25 protein-coding genes are annotated in these 26,834 nt (G+C 27.4%); 8 read left to right on the top strand and 17 right to left on the bottom strand.

The features are described from left to right. Nucleotides 1-4: 4 nt before the first annotated feature. The 8 genes from GCL60_RS10125 to GCL60_RS10090 form a co-directional block, all read right to left on the bottom strand. Nucleotides 5-952 (bottom strand): hypothetical protein, encoded by a 948-nt coding sequence (locus GCL60_RS10125; protein WP_153420540.1) that lies wholly within the window; start codon nucleotides 950-952, stop codon nucleotides 5-7. 15 nt (nucleotides 953-967) lie between these two features. Beyond that, the gene (locus GCL60_RS10120; protein WP_153420539.1) at nucleotides 968-3,706 is read right to left on the bottom strand and encodes a hypothetical protein; all 2,739 of its coding nucleotides are present in this window, start codon (nucleotides 3,704-3,706) and stop codon (nucleotides 968-970) included. 10 nt (nucleotides 3,707-3,716) lie between these two features. After that, entirely contained in the window at nucleotides 3,717-4,052 is a 336-nt protein-coding gene (locus GCL60_RS10115; RefSeq protein ID WP_153420538.1) for a hypothetical protein, read from the bottom strand. Nucleotides 4,053-4,076: 24 nt separating this feature from the next. Then, nucleotides 4,077-4,826 (bottom strand): hypothetical protein, encoded by a 750-nt coding sequence (locus GCL60_RS10110; protein ID WP_153420537.1) that lies wholly within the window; start codon nucleotides 4,824-4,826, stop codon nucleotides 4,077-4,079. Then, entirely contained in the window at nucleotides 4,823-5,068 is a 246-nt protein-coding gene (locus GCL60_RS10105; RefSeq protein ID WP_153420536.1) for a hypothetical protein, read from the bottom strand. Before GCL60_RS10105 ends, GCL60_RS10110 begins: the two co-directional genes overlap by 4 nt. A gap of 105 nt (nucleotides 5,069-5,173) precedes the next feature. Beyond that, entirely contained in the window at nucleotides 5,174-5,614 is a 441-nt protein-coding gene (locus tag GCL60_RS10100) for a hypothetical protein (protein WP_153420535.1), read from the bottom strand. A 112-nt stretch (nucleotides 5,615-5,726) separates the two neighbouring features. Beyond that, nucleotides 5,727-8,165 carry a leucine-rich repeat domain-containing protein gene (locus tag GCL60_RS17470; RefSeq protein ID WP_153420534.1) on the bottom strand — a complete coding sequence of 813 codons (2,439 nt, stop codon included), beginning with the start codon at nucleotides 8,163-8,165 and terminating at the stop codon, nucleotides 5,727-5,729. Between the two features lie 83 nt (nucleotides 8,166-8,248). Next, nucleotides 8,249-9,889 (bottom strand): leucine-rich repeat domain-containing protein, encoded by a 1,641-nt coding sequence (locus tag GCL60_RS10090; protein WP_153420533.1) that lies wholly within the window; start codon nucleotides 9,887-9,889, stop codon nucleotides 8,249-8,251. 512 nt (nucleotides 9,890-10,401) lie between these two features. On the opposite strand from GCL60_RS10090, the gene GCL60_RS10085 reads away from it, so the two are divergent. Genes GCL60_RS10085 through GCL60_RS10075 form a run of 3 tightly spaced genes read left to right on the top strand, consistent with a single transcriptional unit; the run spans nucleotide 10,402 to nucleotide 12,070 of the window. After that, nucleotides 10,402-10,926, top strand: a complete 525-nt coding sequence (locus GCL60_RS10085) for a hypothetical protein (protein ID WP_153420532.1) — start codon at nucleotides 10,402-10,404, stop codon at nucleotides 10,924-10,926. A gap of 24 nt (nucleotides 10,927-10,950) precedes the next feature. Next, nucleotides 10,951-11,631, top strand: a complete 681-nt coding sequence (locus GCL60_RS10080; RefSeq protein ID WP_153420531.1) for a hypothetical protein — start codon at nucleotides 10,951-10,953, stop codon at nucleotides 11,629-11,631. Beyond that, a complete protein-coding gene (locus GCL60_RS10075) occupies nucleotides 11,621-12,070 on the top strand; it encodes a PaaI family thioesterase (protein WP_153420530.1) in 450 nt (149 codons plus the stop codon). Before GCL60_RS10080 ends, GCL60_RS10075 begins: the two co-directional genes overlap by 11 nt. On the opposite strand, the gene GCL60_RS10070 is transcribed toward GCL60_RS10075, so the two are convergent. Further along, entirely contained in the window at nucleotides 12,060-13,226 is a 1,167-nt protein-coding gene (locus GCL60_RS10070; RefSeq protein WP_153420529.1) for an MFS transporter, read from the bottom strand. The two genes, GCL60_RS10075 and GCL60_RS10070, sit on opposite strands and share 11 nt — an antisense overlap. A gap of 115 nt (nucleotides 13,227-13,341) precedes the next feature. After that, nucleotides 13,342-13,839 (bottom strand): PH domain-containing protein, encoded by a 498-nt coding sequence (locus tag GCL60_RS10065; protein ID WP_153420528.1) that lies wholly within the window; start codon nucleotides 13,837-13,839, stop codon nucleotides 13,342-13,344. Between the two features lie 284 nt (nucleotides 13,840-14,123). Between GCL60_RS10065 and GCL60_RS10060 the strand changes: the two genes are divergently transcribed. Further along, entirely contained in the window at nucleotides 14,124-14,549 is a 426-nt protein-coding gene (locus tag GCL60_RS10060; protein ID WP_153420527.1) for a helix-turn-helix domain-containing protein, read from the top strand. A gap of 175 nt (nucleotides 14,550-14,724) precedes the next feature. Here the strand turns inward: GCL60_RS10060 and GCL60_RS10055 are convergent, their stop codons facing one another. From GCL60_RS10055 to GCL60_RS10035, 5 genes are all read right to left on the bottom strand, one after another. Then, the gene (locus tag GCL60_RS10055) at nucleotides 14,725-15,390 is read right to left on the bottom strand and encodes a hypothetical protein (protein ID WP_153420526.1); all 666 of its coding nucleotides are present in this window, start codon (nucleotides 15,388-15,390) and stop codon (nucleotides 14,725-14,727) included. Nucleotides 15,391-15,572: 182 nt separating this feature from the next. Further along, nucleotides 15,573-17,621: a hypothetical protein gene (locus tag GCL60_RS10050; protein ID WP_153420525.1), complete on the bottom strand. Its 2,049-nt coding sequence runs from the start codon at nucleotides 17,619-17,621 to the stop codon at nucleotides 15,573-15,575. A 248-nt stretch (nucleotides 17,622-17,869) separates the two neighbouring features. Continuing rightward, nucleotides 17,870-18,547 carry a hypothetical protein gene (locus GCL60_RS10045; protein WP_153420524.1) on the bottom strand — a complete coding sequence of 226 codons (678 nt, stop codon included), beginning with the start codon at nucleotides 18,545-18,547 and terminating at the stop codon, nucleotides 17,870-17,872. Nucleotides 18,548-18,646: 99 nt separating this feature from the next. Then, on the bottom strand, nucleotides 18,647-19,417 hold the full coding sequence (locus tag GCL60_RS10040; RefSeq protein WP_153420523.1) for a hypothetical protein: 771 nt from the start codon (nucleotides 19,415-19,417) through the stop codon (nucleotides 18,647-18,649). Nucleotides 19,418-19,434: 17 nt separating this feature from the next. After that, on the bottom strand, nucleotides 19,435-20,415 hold the full coding sequence (locus GCL60_RS10035) for a ParA family protein (protein WP_153420522.1): 981 nt from the start codon (nucleotides 20,413-20,415) through the stop codon (nucleotides 19,435-19,437). 362 nt (nucleotides 20,416-20,777) lie between these two features. Between GCL60_RS10035 and GCL60_RS10030 the strand changes: the two genes are divergently transcribed. Next, the gene (locus tag GCL60_RS10030; protein WP_153420521.1) at nucleotides 20,778-21,983 is read left to right on the top strand and encodes a hypothetical protein; all 1,206 of its coding nucleotides are present in this window, start codon (nucleotides 20,778-20,780) and stop codon (nucleotides 21,981-21,983) included. A 324-nt stretch (nucleotides 21,984-22,307) separates the two neighbouring features. Here the strand turns inward: GCL60_RS10030 and GCL60_RS10025 are convergent, their stop codons facing one another. Both GCL60_RS10025 and GCL60_RS10020 read right to left on the bottom strand, forming a co-directional pair. Then, on the bottom strand, nucleotides 22,308-22,709 hold the full coding sequence (locus GCL60_RS10025) for a hypothetical protein (protein ID WP_153420520.1): 402 nt from the start codon (nucleotides 22,707-22,709) through the stop codon (nucleotides 22,308-22,310). Nucleotides 22,710-22,725: 16 nt separating this feature from the next. After that, nucleotides 22,726-23,832, bottom strand: coding sequence for a hypothetical protein (locus GCL60_RS10020; protein ID WP_153420519.1), 1,107 nt, complete (start codon nucleotides 23,830-23,832; stop codon nucleotides 22,726-22,728). Nucleotides 23,833-24,244: 412 nt separating this feature from the next. Here GCL60_RS10020 and GCL60_RS10015 point away from each other — a divergent pair, with 412 nt between their 5' ends. The 3 genes from GCL60_RS10015 to GCL60_RS10005 all read left to right on the top strand — a co-directional run bounded on the left by GCL60_RS10015 (nucleotide 24,245) and on the right by GCL60_RS10005 (nucleotide 26,729). After that, nucleotides 24,245-25,342 (top strand): hypothetical protein, encoded by a 1,098-nt coding sequence (locus GCL60_RS10015; RefSeq protein WP_153420518.1) that lies wholly within the window; start codon nucleotides 24,245-24,247, stop codon nucleotides 25,340-25,342. A gap of 191 nt (nucleotides 25,343-25,533) precedes the next feature. After that, the gene (locus GCL60_RS10010; RefSeq protein ID WP_153420517.1) at nucleotides 25,534-25,899 is read left to right on the top strand and encodes a transposase; all 366 of its coding nucleotides are present in this window, start codon (nucleotides 25,534-25,536) and stop codon (nucleotides 25,897-25,899) included. After that, on the top strand, nucleotides 25,893-26,729 hold the full coding sequence (locus tag GCL60_RS10005; RefSeq protein WP_153420516.1) for an IS3 family transposase: 837 nt from the start codon (nucleotides 25,893-25,895) through the stop codon (nucleotides 26,727-26,729). Before GCL60_RS10010 ends, GCL60_RS10005 begins: the two co-directional genes overlap by 7 nt. Nucleotides 26,730-26,834: the final 105 nt, after the last annotated feature.

Below are 26,834 nucleotides of genomic sequence, written 5' to 3'. Positions count from 1 at the left end.
TATTTTATCTCCCATTATTTGATGAGACAGAAGAAGCATTTGGCTTTTTATCGTCATCCAAAGGCAAACCAGTGGAAGCTCTTTCATATGCCTTTTTGAAATCTGAAAGTTTTGGAAAAGAGGTATTTGGAACTGAATTTCCTGATTGAACTTGCAACATAGCAACCAAAGTTGAGTGAATTTCTTTCATCATTTTTAATTGATCTAATTGAATTTTAATAGACATATGTTTTGTTGATTCGTAAAAAACTTCTTCTGGCGATTTATCAATCGGAAATTTGTCTGTCATTCGATCTAAAAGTATTTGATTTTCAATTTCTTGGATTTCCTGCTCATAAGCCATTCCTTTTGTTCTATAGTACATATCTTTTACATTTTGATTAGCTGCATAAATATAAGCACTATTTGATGGATTTCTATTAATTTCCTTCATTTTATCTTTATCTAGCAAAGGTTTTGCTGCTCTTTTCCAAGCTCTTTCTGTTACGTCATATTGATAAGAAAGTTCTTCATATTTTTGTACAAGTATTTGAGCTTCTAAATCAAATTTCTTAAGTCTAATTTTAAATGGATCATCATTATTATGTGTAAATGTTTTTATATATCCTGAGAGCTGTTTTGCTTGTTTGTAAAAAATATTTTTTTCAGGAGAAATCATCATTTCCATGAATTGTTTTGTTTTATCCGCAGCTCTGAATACATTATTTACGGCTTCTATTTGTTTGTTATATAGATCAAGCATATTTTTTGCATAAGTAACAATTGCGGTTGCTTTTGCTTCAATTGAAGCAAGAAGACTTGTATCCGCAGGGTTTACAGCAAACAAATATTTTTGCATGATAAAAGAAGAAACTAAAAAAGTAACTATGAGTACCCTTCTTCTATTTTTTTTTTGAATCTTATTTTGTCTATCTTCTTCTATTTTAATTATATAATCTGAATCTAATTTCATATCATAACCCTTCATTTATTGAAGACTAATTTCTTTTAAATCAAATGCAGTTTTTAGAATGTCATTTTCATATTGTTTAGAAACTTGATTTTCTGGAATTTGACCAGGCCATTTTGCAAGTAATTTACATGTTTCTGTATAGGTTAATCTGCAATACTTCAAAGCTTTTTTACGGATAGACCTTGCCCCATCATGGGTTGTAAATGCCCAGAGTTGTTCTTTATCTATATCTACACATACAGGCATTAAATTTAGTTCTTCGTCACAGTAGCCAACAATTCGATCTAATTTAATTGGCGAATCACGCTTGATTGAAATAATATTTTTTATTTCAGAAATACGATTGGCGATTTGATGCATTTTTTCAACACGCCCCCCTTTTAAAGCAATTCCTTTTTCATTTAAGGATTCTTTTGCCAATATTTTAACCACTTCATTGTTTTGTGGGAGTGTATAAAAAAAGAATCTTTGAACAGCTTCAAGCAAAGCGTACGGACTTGAAATTGTTTTCTTTTCCAGTTCCGCACGTGGGACAATTAAATTTTCAAGGTTTTGTGTAATAAGCCAAAGAGAAGCCCCAAATTTTCTATTTTGATTTGCTCTTTCACGAAACCAAGTGTGAGGCATATATTCCGACCACCACTGCATTTCATCCACACAATAAAAAAAGTTTGAAGCATCATTTTCACCGCCAGATTTAAATTTTTCTTCCATGAGATCGGCAAATGAAATCACTAGAGAAGCAAAAGCAGAAATTAAAGAAACATCATCTTTAGTTTGGGTGTTTTTACTTGCATAAAAAAAGCGAACATTTTTTATATCATCCGCATTGTATTTGGGATGTTCTGGTTCAAAAACTTCACCATTTAAACCTCCTTTACAAAAGACATTTAGTCTTGCTATAAACTCTTCCCAATTCGACATTTTTATTTGCTTTTGCACTGAATTCGCAAAAAATACTTCTAATTTTTCTACCAATATTTTTTTAAAATCTGTGAGATTAGATAAATTATTCTGATAAAATTCTTCTAAACTTTTACTAACAACTTCCCCATCAGTAGCAAAACTTTGTGTTTTATCACTTGGATCAAATCCCATAATATTGCACAAAAACCTTTGGGCATATTTTATTCTGTCTCCAAAAGGCTTAAATAGTTCAAGTGGATGAATTTCAAGAGGCTTATATTTACCAACACTATTATCGTAATTAAGTTGCAAAATAAAATCAGCAAGTTGATCTTCAAGAAAAAGAAATGAGTCGCCAAGATCTAAAACAAAGCCAGCAGCAGGGTATCCATTTTGATACGATTTAATATTTGCATAAAAGAATAAGGAGGCAAGTAAGGATTTCCCAAACCCAGGCAAACCACAAATTAAAGTTGTTTTAGGTTTATAATAAGGAAATAACCAAAGAGCATTATCAATTGTTCGCATCGGAAATGCTCTATCATCTGTTAGATCATTTGCTAATGTTGGGCTTGGGATATATAAAAATGCCTCTTCTGTTGAGTTTACTTTAAGCTCTTTAAATCTATTATTTTTACGACTGCCTGGAAGGATAGAAAGCAAAACTTCTTTTAAGAAATGAGTTTCCCTTGCAAATACAGGACGAAAATTTACCTCGCTTTCATCTGCATTATTTTCCAATTCTAGAAGACCGTTCTCAACGTCATTATTATTTCCAGTAACGACTATAGAAAAATGCATAAATAATTTTGTTTGTTTCCCTTCAGATGCGTCTATTTTTTGTTGTTCGTAAGCTTCCAATTTTTTTTGATTTGATTTTTTTCTAAAATCAAGATTTTCAAATTTAAAGATATTGAGCGTATCTTTAAACGATTGCATCACGTTCATGTTTTTCGTAAATTTAACAGATATGATACTATCTAATTGTTTTATGGGATCTAAAAAATTTTTAAATTGTTCTGTAACATAATGCTTTGGTAAAGCTGCTAAACTTGAAGAAGCTGTAACAAAATTATCCGAACTTGTTTCTAAATATTTATCATTAAAAAACATCGACATTAAATAAAAAGGTAAATCTTTTCCCGAAGGTTTTCTTCTTGGTGCAAATATATATTCTGCTAGATTTGAGATTTCGGATCGGGTTAACCTCCTTCCTAAAATTACCTTATTACTAATACTTTCTTTTAATTTTAAAGTTGTATCTGAAATTGAAAAGAAAATATAAAAATTTTGTTGTTTTACTTTTTTTTCTTTTAAAATTGGATTTTTTTCAAAAAGACTTTCTTTGTTTAAATCTTTGCTGACACGTATAAATTGAATTTGATCCAGTGGTTTTAAATCTTTTAAAATCGTTTCAACGATGTTTTGAAATGTTTTTAATGAATTATCATGTGATAACGTGATTTCAAAGCCAAAAATTTCGTTGCCTTCAATATCAAAAAAGGAATTGATATCACCAGAAAATTTATAATTTGCTAACTTTTCATCATTTAACCATATTTTATTGATTCCTTTATATCTAATTATTGTTCCTTTTATACTCTCTATCCTTTGTGAGGGATATTTTCCATTCAGAAAATACTCCATCATTTTATATCCTACAAACCCAAATATAAAAGGAGTTATTACTCTAATTGTACTATCACTAAAAAAGAAATTTGAAATACTGTCAGAAAAAGACATTCCAATAAGTAATGAAATAAAACCAACTAAAATTGATTTTTCGTTCATAAAAAAAAACTTATTGGGTTGATTAAATTCCCAGCTTGTTACTCTCATGTGCTCCATATTTTAATCCTTATTTCTTGATTAATTTTTGAAAGGCAAATGAATCATTTAATGCAGTTTTTATATTCTCTCCAAAGTACATCATAACAACCCACAGAACGAATATAATTCCAACTGTCCCCCAATGATCTGATAATTTTTTTCTGACTTGAGGGATTAATGCCCAAATTACAATACTAAAAACAAGAATTGCCAATCCTAAAACCCTTACGGAATCCGTCATTCCAAAAATATCTTCTGCTAGTTCTTTTATTTTATCTGTAATATCTCCAAGACCTTCTGCATGAGAAAATTGAGGATAAAATATAAATAGTAATGTAATAATTATTTTATTTATTTTCTTCATAGATTATTTTCCTTTATAAAATTGTTACTTACTTTCACCAACTTTTATAATTTGAGGATTATTTTTTGCTGTAATTACAATTTGATTTTCTAGCATTCTTGCTAAACCTGGAACAATTTTTTCAAAGTAATCATATGACGGATGTGGTTTAAAACATCCCGTTGAAGAATAAATAAACTGCCATGATGACATGGCAAGGTTTGGTGAAACTGGTATCCACAAATTCCGTGGCCTTTCATCTTTTTTTGCTGAATGGGCATAGCCGTTACTATCAAGCCAAATGGAATAATAATCTCCTGAACAATCTGCAATTGTAGGATTTGTTTTCACATCCATTTCATAAATAGATTCCATTTTAGCAATTTTAAAAGAATTTAATGTTGAATTTAAATCTGGTAATTTAACGCTTGGCAAGGGAACACCAAAACTTGAATTGTTTGCACTTTTTTGTAATTCTAGTTGCAATCGATTATTTGTTGCTGTTAATTGTTCGTTTACTTGTGCAAGTGTTTTGCTATCATCATCGTAGAATAAATAGCTAAACAAAGCCCCAGTTAAGCATCCCGTTGCCGCACCCATCCAGGTTACAATCGCACGAGGTTGTGTGTCATATCCTGCACCATTTGCATAAAAATAAGAGCCAGCACCACCCACAGCACAGCCAGCAGCGGTTGTTGCTAAAAATTTTCCTGCATACGACCATTCAGCATAAGCATTATTTACAAAACTTAATAAAGATAATAATAACAATGTAATTTTAAAATTTACTTTCATTTCATAACTCCTTCTTTTTTTAAAACTAAATCCACTTCTCCGAATTCTTTATTTATTTCATTTAGTCCTTTTATAATTAGATATTTTAAAAGACTTGCTCCTGTAAGAGTTTGTTTTTTATTAATTTTCATTTGATATTGTGATATCAAAATAACTTTATATTCATCCGTATCCTTTAATGAAAAACTTAAATTTATTCTTTTTCTAATTTCATTTACATTTATTGCTTTTTTTTGCTTCATGACTCATAACTTTCCTTCACCAAAATGGTTCATATTGTTATAAAAAAAACGGCAATATAATTGCCGATTTGATGATTATTTTTGTTTCATATTTTTTTATGGATTTTAATTTATTAAAATCAGATCTTCGTTTTCCTTCTCTATTTTTATAGTTTTTGCATTTATTTTATTGTTTTCATTTGATTTTTCGATTGTTTTATCTTTGACATTTTCTTTAAAATTATCCTTATCGAATCCGCCAGTTTGCATTTTAATTTTTTGCAACTCCAAAGCTTGCGTTTGATTTACTAACATCTCATTTAAAATGGTAATCATGGAATTTAATTTTAATTTGATATCTCTTATATTATCATTATTATTTCTTTCCATAAGTATTTTGGATTTGTTGTTTTCTTCTGTTTCTTTCCTTAAAAAGGCTAATTCTGAAGATATTTTTGATAATATTATATTTTCGCTGTTATATTCATTACTGAATGCCGATGAGTTTGCAAATGTACTTAAGGATAATACTGTTAACGCCATCATTTTTTTAAGTTTTAATCTCATTTTAAATACCTTATTATGCTGTAATATTTGAATATAAAAATGATTATAAAATAAACTTATATTCTATAATCATTTTATTTTTTGTTTTTGTTTTATATTTTGTGTGGTTTTATTATAATGATTCGTAAAAGATTTTTATAAATCCATCCGAGCCAGAACTTCCACCAGAACCAGGACTTCCAACATGGGAGCCACGATAATAACCTCCATTTTGCTTTGATCCGCCTGCACCGCCGCCGCCGCCAGAACCTCCTGCACCGACATTAATTTGAATTGTTTGACCTGGTGTTACCTGCACCGTGTATGTTTCAATTTTAGATGACCATCCATACGAGTAAGCAGGGGTCGCTCCTGCGCCACCAGGACCACCAATTAAACCTGATATATGAGAGTTTGTCCCACCAGGACCACCTGAACCACTAACACCACCTACACAAGATAAATTTGGATCTCGCAAAATATATTGTGATGGATTTGAAAAATTTTGATTTCCAAAGCTTGTTATGACTCCAAGACCTCCAGATCCACCTGAACCGCCATGTTGCCAAGAATCTAAATGGTTCCTATCTGTTGGAACACAAACTGTTTCATTGTTTTGATCATAACAAAGTCTTCCTGCTTGCCCTGAACCACCTCCTACAGCTCCTGCATCGTTTACAGCTCCTGCATTTCCTCCATTGCCTCCCCATGAGCTACCACCCCATGATCCACCAAATATTGCCCCAGCGGCTCCACCACCGCCTCCGCCAGCTCCCCCATTTGCTCCAGAACATCCTACAATTTTGACTGATGTTACGTTAGCTGGAACAGTCCAAAATTGTGCGCCTGGAGTTTTAAATTCAATTGATTTTTCCGATCCATCAAAAAGATAATTGCACGCTTTTTGGCTTTGTCCGAGAACTTCCTTACAACGATTTTTTGTAACCATAATTGCATTTTCAGGTTTATAAAAACCATTATCGTCTGGTTCATTTAAAATTAGGTTATTAATGTTTAAATTTTTTATTCCATCAAGATTTGAAACGGCAGTATTCGAAATGTTTAATGTTTTTAAAAGACTCATTTTTTTAAATGAATCTAGCGAAGTTAAACCTTGATAATTATCATTTGCTATCTGACAACTATTTCCACTTAAATCTAAATATTCTAAATTAATTAAATATTTAATATTCTTAACTAAACTAAAATTATTATAATTACAATCTCCGATTGTATTTCTATTAAATTTATTTCTATCTATAAAAGAAATCAAACGACTTGCAGATAATGAATTAAAATAATTATTTAAGACTTCATCAGGAAATTTAGAGTTTGATATATTTAATGATGTTAATTTATAAAGATTTATTAAAATATTGGATTCTTCATTTTTAATTTTTGAAAAATCATTTCCTGAAATATCTAAACCTGAAATTTGTGTAAGATTTTCTAACTGCTTTAAAGTCTTAAGAGCAATGCTTTTTGCTTTTAATATTCTTAAATTTTTAAGATTTTTGATATTATCTAAATTCTCAATTTTAGTATTTTCAGAAATATCTAGTTCTTCAAGATTTGGAAGGTATTTTGTTATAATAGAAATATCCTTAATATCCATATCACGAACAGATAACTTTTTTAAGTTAGGCAATTTTGCTAAAAGTCTTAAATCTTTAGGGTCAACCTTAGTTCCAGATATATCAAGTAATACTAAATTAGGTAGATTTATTATTGCATTTAAATTATTTAAATTCGTATTTGCTAAATAAAGTGAAGTCAGAGACTGTACAGCAGTAATCGCATCGAAAGTTGTAAATTTCTCGTCTAATGGGATTAAATCAGGGTTATAATTTAAATTTAAATCTTGATTAGATTTATCTTTTAAATATTGGGAAATACGTAAAATAGAGTCATCTAAATCAGAGCTTTTAATACCTGAATATTTCTTAATATATAAAGCGCCTTTATCATTTAACCTATAATATCCTGCAAAAGTTAAATTTAAAACAATTTCAAAACTTGTTGATGCTGTATAAACTTTATTATCTTCAGCAGAGCTTGCATTAATAGTCACTTTACAAATAGTTAATGCAGTAATGTTTTTTGTATTAATTGAAATAACATTTTCTGCTTTATTATAGTTAAATAAATTTGGACAAGCTTCGTCATTTGCAGAGCCAACAACACCTGATGCAGAAATTTCAATAGTTGGGTCTCCTGTAATTTCATTTTTTTCTATTTTAATAGGAATTCCTGAATATGGAGCTAATTTATTTTCGTCATCAAAATCAGCACCGAGCCCTCCATTTTTAGTCGCTGTAAAAAGATTTCCTCTTTCGTTATAGATCACTTCTGATTTAGATTCTGTATTTACATTAATACTTTTATTAAGCTTTATTTGAGTTGGAGAAGAATAAATGGGATCCAGCGGTATTGAAGCAGACATATTGAGTTTCGGAGTTTTTAAGACCGTTATATCTTTTGAATTTGTATCATTTTTTGGTTCAATTCCACAGCCAAAAAGAAATTTTGTTGTAACTAAAACTAAAATAAATAAATAATAATTCTTTATCATTTTTCCTCCTTAGAAAAGAACTAAAATATGTGAAAAAAAAATATTTAATTTTAAATGTTGGATTTTATTTATTAATCATGCTTTTAATTTTTTTTGAAATTTGGATCTAGACCTTCACATTGAAGACGATTTTTATTTCCTGTAGGGAACGTTGATAAACAAGATTCTTTTGTCATGAACACCCCTGCATCATAATTCCAAGGTGTTTCATTAAATACAAAAGTAATATTATTATCTCGCCAATCAATAACACGATTAAAATCTCTCACTGGAGCGTCTGAAATATTCAAATACTTTATTTTGCGATAGTTCATAAAAGGAAGAGAAGTTAAACCAGAATAAAATCCTAATGAGTCTACACAACCATTTCCATGTAAATCTAAATATTCAATATTTTCTAAATAATCAATTGAGCCAATATTTCTTTCAAAATCATTTATCATATTACAATCCTTATATTTTTTCTCCCATTTATTTCTTGCTATGAACTTTTTAAGTTTTTGTGTTTTACTATCTAAAACAAAAGATCTAAAATAGTCGCTCAAAACTTTATCGGTAATTGGAGTAGAATTTGGATTATCTCGGTCGACGGAAACATTTAAAGCTTCCAAATTTATTAAACTAGATAAATATCCAGTATCCACATCCGTAAATCTTCTTAGTGGATTTTCAGAAATATCAAGATCCTTTATTTGTGTTACATTATTTAATGGAAGCAGCGTTGTTAGATTCATATTTCGCAATATAACTGTATTTAATTTAGCTAGAGCTTTAATTTCTGATAAATTTTGTATCGGATTAGCAGATACATCAAGAGAAATCAAATCAGGCTTTGTATCAATTATAGTTCTTAAACTAGTTAACAAATTATCTCGAATTGATAACCTATCAAGCTTCGGTAACATCCCTAGTATTTTTTTTGCACTTGAATCATTGATATTCAGCTTATTTAAAGATACATCTTTTAAAATTTTGAATTCTTTAAAAAGATTGTAATCACCAATACTAGAATTGCTAATTTCAAACGTCTGGATATAATCTTTTGCACCTTCTAAGAAATTAAAATTATCTAAACTTAAATTTGTTATTGAAACTTTTCTAGTTGACTTAATCTGACTTACTATTTCACGAAATTTTGAATCGTCAGGATATTGCTGACCTGAAAATTTCAAATAATTCTTGTCATTACTATACATGTAAGCTTTCATTGTAAGATTAAACCGAACTTTAATTTTACTAATCGACGGATTCTCAACTACTCCAGTTTTAATACTCTTTGCATTTAAATTTATGCTTAAATTGCATGTTAAAGGTTTTATAAAATTTGGAAGATTTATATTGATTTGAGGACTATACTTTGAATATGAAAATATATTTTTACATTCTTGATCTGATTTATCAATTATATCTATCGTAACATTTGTATCATAATTAGAATTCACTTGAACAGGTATTCCTGAATATAAATCAAGTTTGTCTTCAGTAGTTTCAACTCCAAGCCCACCTAGATTTGTTGATTTATAAAAAGTATTCTCGCTGCCATTTTTTTTATATAATGTTAGGGTATCTTCATTTGGTAATATGACTTGAGGAAGAACAGTCGTATTTGTGCTTTCGTTTGTGGAATCATTTGTATTTGAACTACCTTTTTTACCGCAGCTTGATATAATAAAAACAATACTTAATAAAGAAACTCTAAAGACATCTTGCAAATATAAAGACATTTTTATCCTTTCATGTATTTTAGAAACACATAATTAAATTATACAGAAATTTCATATCATATTTTAAGTTTATAATTCATATTTAAATTATTAAATAAATTATTTTTGCATTAATACTTTATTTAATAATTTAAATTGAAGAGTAATTTCAATTAATCACTCTATTATAATTCAACTTATAGGCTAACCCTTTCCCACGAACTCAGGGCGCTGAAATTATCAAATGACAAAATTAATTAATATTTTTCTATAAATTATTAATTAAATATCTAAAACTTTACTAATTTTTTTCTCCTACAATTCTTGAGAAAATTTATTTATAAAAAATTTATAATCTAAAAAAAAGATACTGTCAACTATATTGTATCTTTTTTTTAGATACAATATAACATTTTATATTGTTTGATATATATTTAAAATTTTAATGTTTTATTAAAAAATAATAGATGGTTGATCTAAAAAAACACGAATGATATGAATTAATTATTGATATTAATATAAAAAGGAGTTTTATGAATAAAATTCATCTTATAAAAGATTTAAACTTCAAAGAAGAAAAAAATGATATTCTTAAATTATTGCATGATAATTTTTCTTACGGATTTAATAATATTAGTTACGCTATTTGCAATATAAATACAAAATCAAACATTGCATTTTCTACAAATACAAGCTTTATTAATGATTATATTAAAAAAAATTGGATTCAAATAGATACTGTTGATGTATTTGAATCAAATATGATAAAAAAAAGTTCTCATGAGATTGCATGCTATGAAGAAATCCATGGAATTTCAAGAAATGGAGAAAAAATGAGAGAGAATAGAGCTAGATTTGGAATGAAAAATGGAGGAATGGAGTATTTTGCTTTAAATGAAAAAATCAGTATTTCAATATACTATCATACATACATATTAGATTTTGATTTTACAGATACTTATATTAGAAAAAATTTTTATTTTAATGAACTTAGACAAAATTTAATAAAATCATCTAAAAAATATATTGACAGTATTTATCATATAGAAGAAAATTGAGAATTATCTCATGAAAGAAATAAAATGAAAAAATTGGAAAATTTCGGAGATAGAGTTAAATATCTAAGAAATTTAATAAAAAGATCAAGAAAATATTTGGAAGAAAAATATAACTTTCCAGAAATTACACAAAAAAAACTTGAATATAATGAAAGAAATATAAGTCAAAATTATATTTTAAAAATTATAAATATATACTTAAAAGAAAATTTATTTGTTACTGAAAATTGGTTATTAACTGGTAATGGTAAATATCCATATTTTATTAATAATTTCAATGAAAGTAAAATATTACAAATTAAAAACAATGAAAATCAAAGTGATCATATTATTAAGTTTAATAAATTTATTGGCGAATTAGAAGAAATAACAAAAGAATGTTATCCTAACTCCTTAGTTGCAAGAACTTTTAAAAAAGATATGGAACCTATAATTTTTCCAGGAGACTATTGTATCGGATGGCCTATATTAGAGAAAATACCAGATAATCTTATAGGAGAACCATGTATAGTTAAAATCAAAAAATGTAATACTCTAAAAATAAAAATAATTAAAAATATAATTAATGATATTGATATTCAAAAAATTAATTTATCTGTTTCAAATATTGAGCACTCAGATGACGAATCTTTTATTTTTAATGCAGAATTTGAATTTATTTCTCCAATTATGTGTATAATTAGAAAGCAGAAGCATGAATATTGACAATTTAAGAAAAACAATTGAAACTTGGGAGAATAAGCATAATTATAAGAGTTATTTTTCTTCTCTTAATAATCCATATGGACTAAATGCTGAACCGAAAATAATAGATGGAAAATTTATATTGAAATATAAAATTGAAAAAAAACATATGGGAATTCCTAATTTCGCATTTGGTGGCATATCATTCTCATTATTAGATGGCCTTATGGGATGGTTTATAATGACTAATTATGACAAAATTGGCATAACACTAACAAATACTATTAAGTATTATAATCCATTAATTCTAAATGAAACATACATTTTTGAAACTCGTGAGAATAAAAAAATAAATAATAATACAATTTCTCTTATTGGTGAGGTCAAAAATAATGATGATATATTATGTGTTGAATCAAAATCTATTTTTCTCTTAAAAAACGAATTGATTAATTTTTAACCATATTTTTATTAAATCTAAAATTATCATTTATACTTAATACAAATATCAGTATCAGAAAAAAAGAAAACACAAAATCATGTTCCAATCTAATATTAAAAAACGTAATTATTTGTGTTGATATAATTGCTACTAATAAATTATAAATAACAGGAAAAGACATATATAGTTGATTTATATTTGATTTTGAAAAAAGTTTTGTTAAAGATGTAGCCCAATAAGATGATACCAAAATTGATAAAATATTTATCTGTACAAAATAGTTGTTAACAAAATGATACAACGGAATAAATAAAATTATTGAAATATTTGTCCATCTTAAAACTTTTTCGACACCAATTTTGTCACTTAATATACCAAATAAAATTGGAACTATTGTTGTAAAAAAGCTAAAATAGGTTAAACAAATTTCTGATATCTCTGGGCTAACATTATACTTTTTCTGAATATATTCAGGAAATATTAAAAGTGTATAATAAATAATAAACACATATGGAAATACATATTTAAAAACACTGAGAGTTAGCATAATATTATTATTACTAATTTTATTTGATATATCATTTGAATATTTTATCGGTTCTATCATGTTTTTTCTAAAAAATATTACTATAATGGAAATAAAGATAGAGATACTATAAGAAAAAATGATTTTATTTTCAATAAATTTTATTCTACTTAATAAATTGGGTGCATAAGTTGCAAGTGTCATACCCAGTCCAGCCCCTAAACCAGCTATAGCTATTGCTGTAGATTTATATTTAGCAATTTCAAAAATATATAACACAGAATTTGTAAATTCACCGCCCAATGCTATACCTTGTATAAATCTTGCAATTATAGTAATTAATACACAGAAAAAAAGATTATCTTTTACGAAGACTGCTATTATTAAAAGAAAAGAAGCAACTGACATTAAATAAATTGTATTTAATAAAGAAACTATACGTCCCTTTTTTAAAGATACTCTACCAAATATATATGCTCCTAACGGTCTAGCAAAAAAACTTATTAATATTCCAAACTTCTGAAATATTACAATTTCACTATTATTAAAAAGTTGAATAAATACATAAACAAAAATAAGAAAATCAAACCACTCAATGAAAGATATTAACATCGTAGTTAAATAACTTCTATAATGATTTAAAGACATTTTATATACCTTTAATTTGGTAAATAATAATAAAGTAATATTAAAGAGGAGAAAGACCTCTTTACAAGATTGAGAAATCAGTATGTAATCTTCTACAAATAAAGATGTTTATTTTTTAATTTTGCGCGTCAAGATTTAATAAAGATGGGTGGGATGAAGTTGCTTTATGAGAAATTTGACCAGTTATTTCACTAATCTTATTTTTAAATACTTCAGGATTATCTATATTTGTAAGTTTTGTTGGCTTATCATTTCCAGTTAAAACTAGAATATTTCCAGATCCAAGCATTCTTTGGATAATTCCTTGAGAAACCTCTAGGTCATTAATTTTCTGGAGAGGTATATCTTTCTTTTTTTTAGCAATAATTCCCTCTTCTACATATAATCTTTGATTTGTTACGGAATAATCCTTACAGCGATTAGCCAATAATTTATAAATGAGTGGACCCCAACCAATAATTAATATCATTACTAGATTAGAACCACCAGAAATAACATGGCTAATAAATCCAATGGTAATTGCAAATGCCCATAAACCAGGTACAAGATATGACGACCAATGGAAATCAACTTTAATTTTCAATTCTTCATTTGCTCTTAACTTTAATGCCACAGCTCATTCCTCGCTTAAATAAAGAAATATTCACATTTTAATTACTTTCTATAGAACGATTTTATATTATTAAATAATTTATTTTTTTTCAAGTTTAAAATTATTAATTTTTTAAAATAGTAGATAAATGTTACAAAAATTAATGCGACTAAAGAAACAAAAATATAAATATAAAAATTTGATTTTTATCAATTCAAACAATCATAAAAGAAATTTAAAGATGTATGATATTAACGTGACATGCAGTCTATAGACTGCTATATTTTATCTTTTGGAGATGAATTATGAATCTTACAGGGAAGTATAGAGAGTCAAATGGAAACTGGCTTGGAAGTATGTCTGAACTAGGTATTATTCAAATTGGAAAAACTCAAAACGAACTTTTTGATAATTTAATAAAAGATATTGATGCAATCATCAATACTCATGATGAAAAAGAAAAACCATATCAGATTAAAATAAATGAAGACAAAACATTCAATCTAAAATTTTTAGAACATAAAATCTTTTCTTCATTCATCTTTAAAGCCTTAAGAAGAAATGAAAAAATCTCACAATCAAAAGTTGCTTCAAGACTTGATGTTGTTCGATCCTCTTATTCACAATACGAAGAACGCAAAAAAGATCCGACTATCACAAAATTTTGTGAAATAATGGAATCTTTCGGATATGAATGTGAAATTTCTTTCAAAAAAACTAGCAGTCTATAGACTGCTAGTTTTTTTGAAATATTCTAATGAATTCTAAAGAAGCATAAGTTTTCCTTAATTTTCAATCTTTTTAATCAAAAACCGTTTTTAGGCAATTTAAGCTCGAATTTTAAATAATATGACTTCTAGTATTACCTAAAAAAAGAACGAACTTGTTTACTAGTTCATAAATCAATTAAAAATATCCATAAGGTTTGAATTCTACCTTAAAACCCATTAAATCTTTTCTCTTACCACCTTTGACTGATTTAATTCCAAGAGTGTTACTTAAAATTTGAGAAAATTTCTTAACTGACATAACCCTAACATCATGACATGAATCTAAAAAATTTTCATAAAGTTCATTCGTTGATTTCCACTCACTTTCACTTAGCTTAATCCTTTTATTTACTATAAAACTTCTTACTAAATTATTTAAAATCTTATCTTTTTCTGAAGGCTCACAATCATATACTTCTTCATAAATCTCAGAAACTTTAGTTATAAGTTCATTTTCTTCCTCAATAAATTCTAAATCTTCCTTTAGTTTTTTATATTTTTCTTTTAAATTTTTTGCTCCCTTAGCATTCTGAATTCTCTTCTTTAATTTCTGATTTTCTAATGTAATAAATTCTATTTTATCTTCTAATTTTTCAAGTTCATACGAAAGGCTTAATATTTGTCTTTTTAAAAACTGTGCTTCTTTATTATTATCTCTTGAATCTTTACTATTGATTATAAAATCTGAAAAATTTACTCCGTTTTTTATGCAAAGGTTTTGAGCATATCTCAAAGCAGATAATGCTTCATGATCATTTGATGATTCAGTTAATCGAATAAATTTTTCAAATTTAGAGTCCATTATAAATACCTTTTTCGGAAAGTTTGCATATCCTCCGAAATAAAAATATCGAATCTTTCGGAGGATTGCAACTTTCTCCGAAAGAGATTTATAAGAATATTCCTTTAATAACATGAATATGTTGATTATACTAAAAAAGTTTATAGAAAGTATTTTAATTTCTATAGATAGAAATTAAAAATTTAAAATGGAATTTTATTTTCTTCTTCAAATTCTGTTTTGTGAATTGGCTGCTGCGTTCCTCTCAAATATTCCTCAAGTGATACCCCAAGATATTTCGCTCTTTTTATAAAATAAGAGTTCAAATTTTCAGCTTTAGAAGATTTATAACCGCAAATCTGACTTGAATTTATTGGATTTATGTTTTTGCTGTAAAGTTGAGAAGCTAGAATTTGATAAGCTTTAGTATTTTTCCTCATATGTATCACCGAAATAAAATTTAAATGAGCTGTTTTACCTAAAAGATCTTTAAGCTTTGGCAAAACATTTTTTAACTTATAATGCCTATTTTTAACCAAACAAAGCAGCATTTTTCCCTCATAAAAAAATCCAATGCGTTGATTAAAAGTGACTGCATTTATTTTTACATTTGTTTGTTTTATAGGAAAGGAAAGCAAAGTCCCTGTTGGACCCTGGAAATTTAATTCACTTGGAGAAAAATTTTGAACCTTTTTAAAAGAAATACTCATTTTTTCTTTGTTTGTAATGCTTAGTGGAAAGCTCTGTACAGCTCCGCAAGAAAAACCCCACGGAGTTTCACTCCTACTAGAAGTTAATGGCCTCAAAATAAAGCAAGCTTTTGTTACTATAATGTTACTTTGCTCGATATTTAATCTAAAACTAAGTTTATCTTGCCTTGAAATTTTAATTGCTGCTCGTTTAAGGAACAATTTATCGTCTTCCATCCAAGATGGTAAAATTATTTTTCCTATTCCAAACAATTCTTTTCTATTAGAAAATATAGAATGAACTGTACATTTTAACTGATTTTCTTTGCACGACTTTGAAGTTTCAAAATTTGGGATTAACTTAACACGTAAACTTATTTTATTTAATGTCTGGATTTCAGAATATCCATTCCATTTGTACCCAATAGCCCAATTTACAATTGCTAAATTTCTTTCTCCATCTTGTACCTTAAATGGTTCAATTATTTTTAATTTAATTCTATTTTGAGAAGTGTTAGCTGCTAGTACCTTTTGAGCTCTATCTATTTGCTTCAAAACGATTTTAGACTGCCTACAGCCTATCCTTATTGTATTGTCTATCGTCTCTTCAAAATGAAATAAAGAATGAAAACGATCCATTTTAAAATAAATATTAGCGGTTCTGATATTAATATCCATCAATTTAACTATTTCTTCTTTTTTTAACTCAATCATACTATATGCTGAAACATACGGTAAATTTAAATCAATGAGTTTTTTCTCTCCGATTAAAAATGATTTATTATCAAATTGTTTTGGATTATAAAGACCCATTAAGTATAAAAATAATTTTGAAAAAGATTTTTCGACTCTAATATCTTTATATAATCTATAATTAATCTCTAATTCTTCTACTATATTTTCAGTATGTTTTAATAAATTAGTTATAAATGGTTCTTTTTTATTTGAAACTTCAGCGCCATCTATTTTTAAATAGTTTGGTTTTTTTGCCTCTTTTTCTACTCTTTTTGTTAATATTTCATTATGATAAACAAGGCTTTTTTTCTTATTATATGTGCAAAAATCTTGCTTTAATCCTAATGCGGCTGGATCTGCTCCTATTCCAATCTCATTAAAAATTTGAATTAGATTGTATTGCAATTGTCTTGCGCTTATTTGAGCTCCATTTGTACGTTCGTCTAGTGGTAATGGCGCTAATCCAAAAAGTATATGAAAACCAGTTCCTGATGTGCTTTTTATTACGTATTCAATTGCTTCAAATAGTTTAGGATATTGCTTTAAACGCTCTTGGATTAAATGCCAATCTAGCTTATTATCTGGACTTTTAAATTCATCACGACTTTTATTAAAATCAATATCCAATCGAATGTATCTTAATACTTCAGTTTTGTCCGGATTCACAAAATAAGTTGATTGTAGGTCAGGGCTAGCGGATTTTTTGCAATTAACTGGTATTTTATTCCCATTTTTAACTTTCACCCATTTTTTAAATATGTATCGTCCGCCTTCTTTTTTAGGCTTTAAACATATTGCTTGATGTAAATAACTAGTGAGCTGCTCCATTAACAGCCCCCTTAGTTATTTTAGTTTTTAATTGATTGAATAATAAAGAAAAAGATGTCTTATTAATTACATAAGTCAATATTACTTCATAAATGAATAAAATTTGACTGGTATTCCGAAAAAAATTCAGTTGCATCTAAAAATCCTATTGATTTATTGATGCAACATAGCTATCCTCAAATTAGGTTGATTGTTTGGTTTTTGAGGATCGGTTCAGTTGCATCTAATGTGTACTGGGCCTTCTTTTTTTATAAACTCTTAATTATTTCTTTAACTCCCAAAGTTTCTGAATTTGAAGTATTATTTTCTTTTTTCTTTTTAGAAAAATCAAATTTTTTTACAAATGAAATATACTTACTCCGATGAATATGATGATCTTTAAAATTTCCATTTTCTTTTAAATATCTATAAAGCTCATCCGCATTTTTATGAAGATTTAATTCTAATATTTTCTTTAATCCAATATCACTTAATGTTGCTGCACATTGAACAGTCCATTGTGGAAAGAGGCGATCTCTTTCGGGAAATATAGACATAACAATTAATGGCCATTGAGCATAATTCTCAAGAATGTAAAACCAAGTTACATTTGAAAGTTTAGGATAATATCCTCTTAGGTTTTTAATATAAGGTAAATGATGCTCCAATTCATCTTTTTTAAAAAATAAAACTTTATCCTCTTTCAGATTTTCTCTTTTAATAGAACTTTTATTTTCTTGAACTTTTGATTCTATTTTTAATTTCTTTGCTGCTAATGATTGCTCAAACTTTTTTTTCGCATCATAAACCATCTTTAATATCCAAGCTGGTTTATCAACTTTATTTTGAAGAACTGCGATTTTAGCAATATTTTGTATTATATTTTCAGGTAGTCCATTTGCTTCGGGATAGGTTAGTATAATTTTTTTAATATATTCTTGATCCATAGAAAACTCCGAAATTTCATTCCACGTCGTGGAATGAAACTTTTTCTTTCTTATAGCAAATGTAAATTCCTCTAAATTAAACAAATTCTTAACCTCTTTTCATTCCACTGTGTGGAATGAACTCAGTATTCTTTGAAGTTTTTCAATACTATTTTTAAGCTTTATAACTTCATTTTTATCAGTATCAGTTTTCTCTAATCTCATAAATTTTTCTGTCATAGAATCTATTTCATTCCTTAGTTTAACCATATTACTTTTGAATATTTTAAAAGAATCCTTGGTATTTTCCCTTAATGCTAAAATATCTTTAGCAGAAATTAAAGCTACATCAATTGATTTAATGTCTACACCACTATTGTGAGCGCGTAATAATGCTTTCAAAGTATGAATTGGCAATTTACTTAACCTATATTGCTTTAATTTTTCTGCAATTGCCATGAATTCATATGCTGTTGATTTCTCAAAACCATTACATAAATTATCTTTTAAAAAAGTAGACCACAAACCTCTAGTTTTTCTATCATCGTTTGGAAAAAAACGAGTTCTACAACTAAATAACCAATCGCCTATAAGATAAGCTATAGTTCCATCTAAATTTTTTCTTATTGTTTTATATGAATTAAAAATAATATTTACTTGATTTAGATAATCAACAGCATTAGATAAGTTATCTCTGATTTTAGCTTGCTCTTCCCAATACGAACAAAAACCATCTAAGCTATCTACACTTTTTTTAAGTGCTCCTTCAGAAGAATAACCTACTAAATAACTTTGTATAACTTCACTTGCACCAACTTCTTTAATATTTCTTTGAGTTGGTGAAAAACCTTTTTGCTTTGCATTTTTTTCAAGATCCAATAGAGATGCCATAATTTATCTCTCTCAATTTATTCTTTAAAACCCAAACCAAGCTCATATCTTACTATCATGTCAACATCTTCTGAAGCAGTTCCTGCTGATTTACCAAGTTCCCAAAGACTCTTTTTTTGATTTGACGCGGTTAAAAAATCAGAAGAATTTCTAACATACAAGGGATACATAAAGTCCTTATAATGACTCATCAAAGATAAAACTTTTTCACAAGAAGATTTAACTCTAGTATCATGCTTATTAATTAAAATTTTTATATTTATATTTTTTGAATATTCAGCACCTAAACGTTTCCAAATAGAAAACATTTCCTGAAGACCTTCATCACTAAACTCATCTGGAACTACTGGAGCAACAACAGTATCTACAGCAAAATATATTGCCGCTACATGCGGTCCAATAGCAGGAGGACAGTCGCAAATAATTAAATCATAGTTTTTTTTAAGCTCAGAAAAGGGAACAGAAAATAAGTTTGCTATATTTCTTTGCCTTCTTTGAATTTGCTCCGCCAAATCTGCATTTCTTATAGAACTAGGTATTATGGAAATATTTTCTGATACAGGAACTATTAATTCTTTTAAATCCGAAACTTTATTATCTAACCAATCAATTAAAGTTAAATATTGCTGAGAGTAAACACCTAGAGATGAAGTTAAATTTGATTGATGATCAATATCAATAAATAAAACCTTATAACCATATCCAGCAGCTCTGATACCAAAGTTTTTGGCTAGGCTTGTTTTTCCAACCCCACCTTTTAATAATTGAAAAGCAATTGCCTTTTTCTGATATTTATAACCTCTATCCATTAAAATTTTTCTTGAAATAGAAGGATAGACTAGAATTGGCTTGCGGTTTTTGGGGGAAATTGAAGCTGAGCGTTCAGGGTCATATTTTTGGAGCATAGTTTGAACAGATTGTCTTGTAATACTTAATAAATCTGCAAAATCAATTGATGTAATACAATACCTATTTTGATCTACTTGCTCAAAAGACATCCTTATCCTCCTTTGCTCTGCTAACAAATGTTTCGTTAACACAGACTGCTTCTGCAAAGCAGTCTAACTTTCACAAAATTTAAAAGCAATGCAAAAATTTCAACGCTCACGATTTAGTCAAAAAAATTTAAAGTCAAAAGTAACAATGCCCAAATTTTAAACAAATCAACAAGGAAAGAAAAAAGTAACAATATTTTTCCTGATACGTTACTTATCCGACCCTCTTTGCTTTCAGTAGTCAGGATAAGCTCTATTATCCTTCCAAAGCTCAAATCTCTAAAAATGATGATTTCAATTCTTCTTTTTGTTATATTCAATAAAAGTAATATTAAACTTAAACATTTAAAACTTAGTGGTGAACATTGAATACTGAAAATTTTATATCAAAGTCACATATAATAAGAAATAATGATGTTTATCTGGATAAATCGTCTTTAATTAAAGACATTTTCTTATCAAATAAAACTTATTATTTTTCTTCAGGTGGTTTCTCAGATATTATTGAAATGATAGATCTATTTAAAATTAAAGGTTTTAGGAGATTAATTTTACAAAATCATTTAGAGATTCATTTCGATCCGTTTTCAGTAGCTCTTCCGGAAGCTAGTTCAGTATTTATTAAAAATAAAAGCGGTTGCAAGCATAAATTTAAATTCATTTTTATAAGACCTCATAATAGAGAAAAATGGATAGAAGAAAAAATTAGATTAAAAATTATTCAAAATTTTAATTCCACTTTCTTCAAAAAACATGGAAATTTTATTATCAATTCTATCAAAGGATTAGACAATACTAACCCTAATTTTATACATATAAAAAATCAAATAAACTACTGTATAGATGATATAAAGAAAGACCTAGAAATTCTGAAATTATGCATTATTAAAAATTTAAACAAAAAAATTAATCTACATTCATTATATATAAATATAGATAATATAGGGAATGGAGAAATAGAATTTTCATCAAATCTTAATATGTTAGTAAATTCAGAACATGAAGCGCATCAAATCATTCAAAGAGCAATATCAGATATTTCAAGCATAAACTCATCAATCTGTTATCGAAAATACTTTAATGCAATTTCTGAATATAACGAATATCACGTAGATTTAATAAATAAAAAATACCAGAATATTCTATTATTAAATAGCATACCTACATCAAACTCTAATTTTTCAAATGCAATTGTTAATTTGGCAAATTTACCCGATTTCAGCACAATAAAATATATAGATATAAAAAAGCTTATTGCACTTAAAAAATCTAACAAATATACTGACATTATAAATAGGCTTTCTACAGCAAAGACAAACAATGATATAAATGACATTAGAGCTGAAATAAATTCAATAAGTAGTAAATTAGCCTCTATCTACAAAAATCCAGTAACAAAAATGTTAAGAACTTTTGTTCCAACAATAATGGGATTAAGTAGTAATAATATAGTACAAACAGCAGCTACAATCCTTGGAGTTACAGATTCTTTATTAATTGATACGATGATCAAGGAGAATAAAATGCATTCTTTTATTAAAAAAGAAATTCCAAATTTAATCAGTTATTAACTAAGTTAAATTCAATGTTGAAATATTTACCTGTAGAAACTAAAGAAATCCTAGGGAAGGGAGCACAGTCAAACAATTTACAAACTCAAATTCTCTTTGTTTGCGATCTCTTCCCCCCCTCGTTTTTCCGGATAAGTTCACTTATCCGGCTTTTCTTGAAGTTTTAGTATTGTAACTAGGTACAAAATGAATAGAGCAAGATTTACAATATTTAAGAATTTGCTTTAAAAATGCGATTTTTAGAGGCATGACGAATTTTAAGAAAGGTTATTATTTAAAATTTATTCATTAAATATAATATATAATTACAAAATAAATAATAATTTATTCTTCGTATAAATTTCCTCTATTCATTGCATATTTAACAAGTTTTTGAGCTATTTTTTTACTTTCATTTTTAGTTAGAGAATTAAAATTTATATAAGCATGTCCTTTATTCGACACATGATCAGAATCATCAATAACCTTAAGTGCTTCTCTTGAAACTTCTTCAACAGATAATCCCCAAGTACCAACTGTTTTTAAGTTTAAAATATTCTTGTGAATTTCAAAAGCCTCTTTCGATGAAACATGCTTGCTTTGTCTAACTGAAAGTTTGTTATTATCTTGTGAATTTGGACAAAAACAAATTGAAGCAATTTGACCATATGAATAATGATTAGGATGAATTTGACGATACAAAATTTCATTTGGATCAGAAATCAAGGTTTCTTCATTGGCATCCATTAGATGAAAAATCCTTTCAATGTATTATAAATTTTTCAGCAATATTGTTAATTACATAATCTACTTTTTCATCATCTTGAATATTGAAATCAATTTCTTCAATGGATCCATAGAGATTTGCTTCTTTAGATTCACCAAAAAAAGAAACTGTAATTAAGCCTTCAAGAGTAGGCCATTCTAAGTAAACTTCATTCTTATCAATACCAGGAAATATAAATGGTGGTGGTAGCCCTTTATCAATACATTTTTGACAAAAATCCAATATTAATTTAATAACGTTAGGATTCAAAGCTTTTCCTAATCCCTCCCAATACCAACCATCCTGAAGTTCTTTAAGTTTATCAATTGCTTTATTCATACCAATAAATTGGTTGTTATCAAAATGATCAATAATTAAAATTGAGCCTTGACCAATTAGATCATTATGTTTATCAACTTGCCCATTTACTAATATTCTAACATCTTTTCTTAAGCTAGAACGAATAAGTTCAGAAATATTTTCTGAAAATGAAAAACTTTTAAGTGTTCCATCATCTAACTCGATACAGCAAGTAAAAGTACTAAAGTCAACTTTAAATAACTCTCCATTAAAAATTAAAGTGCTTCTCCTTGTTTGAATTTTATTTAAATTTTGTTTGAAAAGATATTCACGAGTATTAAAATCTACTTTAATAATATTTGAATTATCATTAATCTCTATATGACAATCCTTACTTATACCTTTTCCAAATTTGAAAAGATGTTTAAATGCTCCTTCAGGTAGCCAGGTTTGAATTCCTGTTTCTTGAGAACTTGCGGCTTGTCGAAGAATATTTTTAATTTCATTAGTTGCTTCTTCATGCGACGTGACAAAATCATTATCTAACTCATCTTCGTACTGCAACTTCATTATAGGAACAGCGCTTCCTTCCTGAATTTCATCAATAAATAATCTAAATTTTTCTTTAAAGTTATTTGGCATCCTTAACCTTTCTGGATGCTTTTCCTTATATTTCTCTTTTGCAGAAATTTTGATGGCTTCAGCTAAAGCAATCAAATCAGATAAAGACTCCACAGGTAATCTGTGTTTATCATATGCATTACCAACAAAGCGAATAGGTATAAGTTCTTTAACGTTTATCATTACTAAAACCCCTCATTCAATGTTGTATTCTAATTCAAAATTAGAATCAAAGGTATAAAATATGCAAAGAGCGAAGCATGTATAAAATAAGTATTATGAACTGAGAAAAAACTTCCAAAAGATACTCCTAGATATTACCCTTTACCTATTGGCAGGATAAGTTCCCTTATCCTCCCTATCCGGCATAGCCTTTAAAATTTTGTTACGATGCATGGAAACAATAAATTGCATTTTTTTGCTTTCACCCTTTTTTCAAATCAAATTCCAGTTTGAAAAAAAGAAGCATACTTTGAGGAGAGAGCTAAAAATTGGCAGGATAATTTTTTTAATAGAATCTTCATGTAATTAGTTCATATTTTGAAATGGGTTTTTTATTAATTTTTAGTTATATAATATATCAAGGATAATAATTATGAATAGTTGTAAGATATGCAATAATAATTCTAATGATATTCAAGAAATAACTTTAACAACTCATCAGGGCATTAGAGTCCAAGGATGTATGATTTGTGGTGAATATGTTCTTATGGGAGGTCCATTAGCAATTCCACAATACTATCAAAATTTACCTCAATTTAAGGCAAATATGGTATATTATAACGTGAAAAATAAAATAAATAAGAAAATTACATATTGGTTTTTAAACAATGAGAATAAAAATAATTTTCCTGATTTAAATGAAAATATTAGTTGCCAAAGTTTAGAAGAAGTTAAAAATTTAAATGTTATTCAATCAAAAAAATATATAGATATTTTGAAAATATTTAACAAAAAAATTGATGATTCCAAAATAGGTGCCTTCGATTTTTTTAAAGTTGAATTATGTGATTTGTATTTATGTAAGTTAACATCTGTTAAAGAGTATTTAATAATATTAGATTATTTAATTAAGAAATCTTTTATTATTTTAAATAATATTGATTTTATTTCCTTCCGAGATAGTTATATGAATAATGTTGAAAGATGGAATAACAATAGTTCATTAATAAATAAATTCTTAAACGATAATCATGAAATATCTTTGACTATTGAAGCGTATCAACTTATAGAAGAAGAAATTAAATTTAATAAATCAAATAAAGTATTTATTGCAATGAAATTTTGTAGTAATCAAAATCAGTATATCGAAGCTGTAAATCAGGCTTGTAATGCTGTGAACCATGATCTTATTGCTTCAACTGTTTCACAGTTTCATAACGACAATATTACTTTTAGAATCTTCAATGAAATTCGTGAGTCTAGATTTGTTATCGCCGATTTTACACCTGATATAGATGGAACGAATTATACAGAAGAATTTATGAAATATAAAACGGATGGATCTTATTTTGAAGCTGGTTATGCATATGGTCTTGGCAAAGACGTTATTTATACTGTGAGAAAGGATATCTTTGAAAAGAGATTTTTACATTTTGATATAAGTCAAATTAATTTTGTTGTATGGGAAGACTATGAAAAGCTGAAAGAAAAATTAATTGATAGAATAAGGGCAAGTATTATTTTATCTTAAATAACCCTGACATTAGCTTGCAGGTTTAAATTTGAATTTATAATTACTATCATCTCAAAATGATTAAATCAAATTAATATTATTTTTATTCCGTTTTAAAAAACATGATTTTTTTAAAGCATATCCTTTGCTAATAATTGATCGTAACCCCCATTTGAAGTTGACACTTTTCACAACCGAAAGTGTAGTCAATGGATAAATTAAAAGCAGTAAAGAAAAGATTTGGATATCATGAAAAAAGAGAAATATTAGAGGAACACTTTAACTCTGGCTTGAGTTTATCCGTATTATCGCGTAAACATCAGATTCATCCAGTGACTTTATATAGCTGGAAAAGGAGTCTCTGCATGAGTGATAAAGATGAAAATCAATCTACTAGTCCAACAAATATAGAAGAAATACTTGCAGAAAATGAGAACCTTAAAAAACGTAATAAACATTTAGAAAAAGCTGTTTCAAACTTAACAATAGATAATTCAATTCTAACAGATGCAATTGATATAATGAAAAAAAACATCCAAAAGAAAGAACTGTTGAAACAGCAAAAGAAATCCTAAATTTAGGTAAATATAAAATATTAAGAGTTAGTAAAAATTTAAAGATATCAAGACAATCAATTTATAAAAATAAAACTAAGGTCGTCTGCATGAAGAATTATGTAAAAAAGGAAGATACTTTTTTATTATCAATAATAAAGAATATATTAGAAAATAGACCAACGTATGGTTACAAAAGGGTAACAGCAATGGTTAATAACGTTATTCAAGAGAATCATGGGAAAGTTAATAAAAAAAGAATATATAGAATAATGAAAAATAACGGATTGCTCTTGCCTAAAACGGAAGTTCAACGAAAAGAGCATACTGGAACTGGTAAAATAATAACTTTACATTCAAACACTCGTTGGTGTTCGTATGGTTTTGAAATAAGGTGTTTTAATGATGAAAAAGTATATGTAGCATTCTCTTTAGATTGTCGAGATAGAGAAGCAATTAGCTATGTAGCATCAAAAGAACCCTTATTAGGTAAAAATATTCAAGATTTAATGATTCATTCAGTAGAAAAAAGATTTAATAATTTAAAGACACAAAGACAAATAGAATGGCTTTCAGATAGAGGCTCAATTTATCGAGATAAATCCGTACAAAATTTAGCAAGAAATTTAGGATTAAAACCTTGTTACACCGCTGCTTATAGTCCATCAAGTAATGGAATGGCAGAAGCATTTGTTGGTACGTTTAAAAGAGATTATGTTTATGTCAATGATTGTTATTCTGCTGATTGGGTTTTAGAGCATTTAGAGGAATGGTTTTATGATTATAATCATCACGCACCACATTCCGGACTTGCAATGATGAGCCCAATACAGTATCAAAATTCACATTAATCATGTGTCAACTTAAATGGGGTCCAAAGCATATATTTCATAAATATTAAAGGTATAATTTTTAATTTGGTCTAATATTTCTTTAATTTCTGCTTTTTCTTCCAA

It is taken from the genome of Silvanigrella paludirubra (genome assembly GCF_009208775.1).
GTDB classification, from domain to species: domain Bacteria; phylum Bdellovibrionota_B; class Oligoflexia; order Silvanigrellales; family Silvanigrellaceae; genus Silvanigrella; species Silvanigrella paludirubra.
Note: the sequence above shows the minus strand (reverse complement) of the source record. Positions and strands in the feature narration are given on the sequence as shown.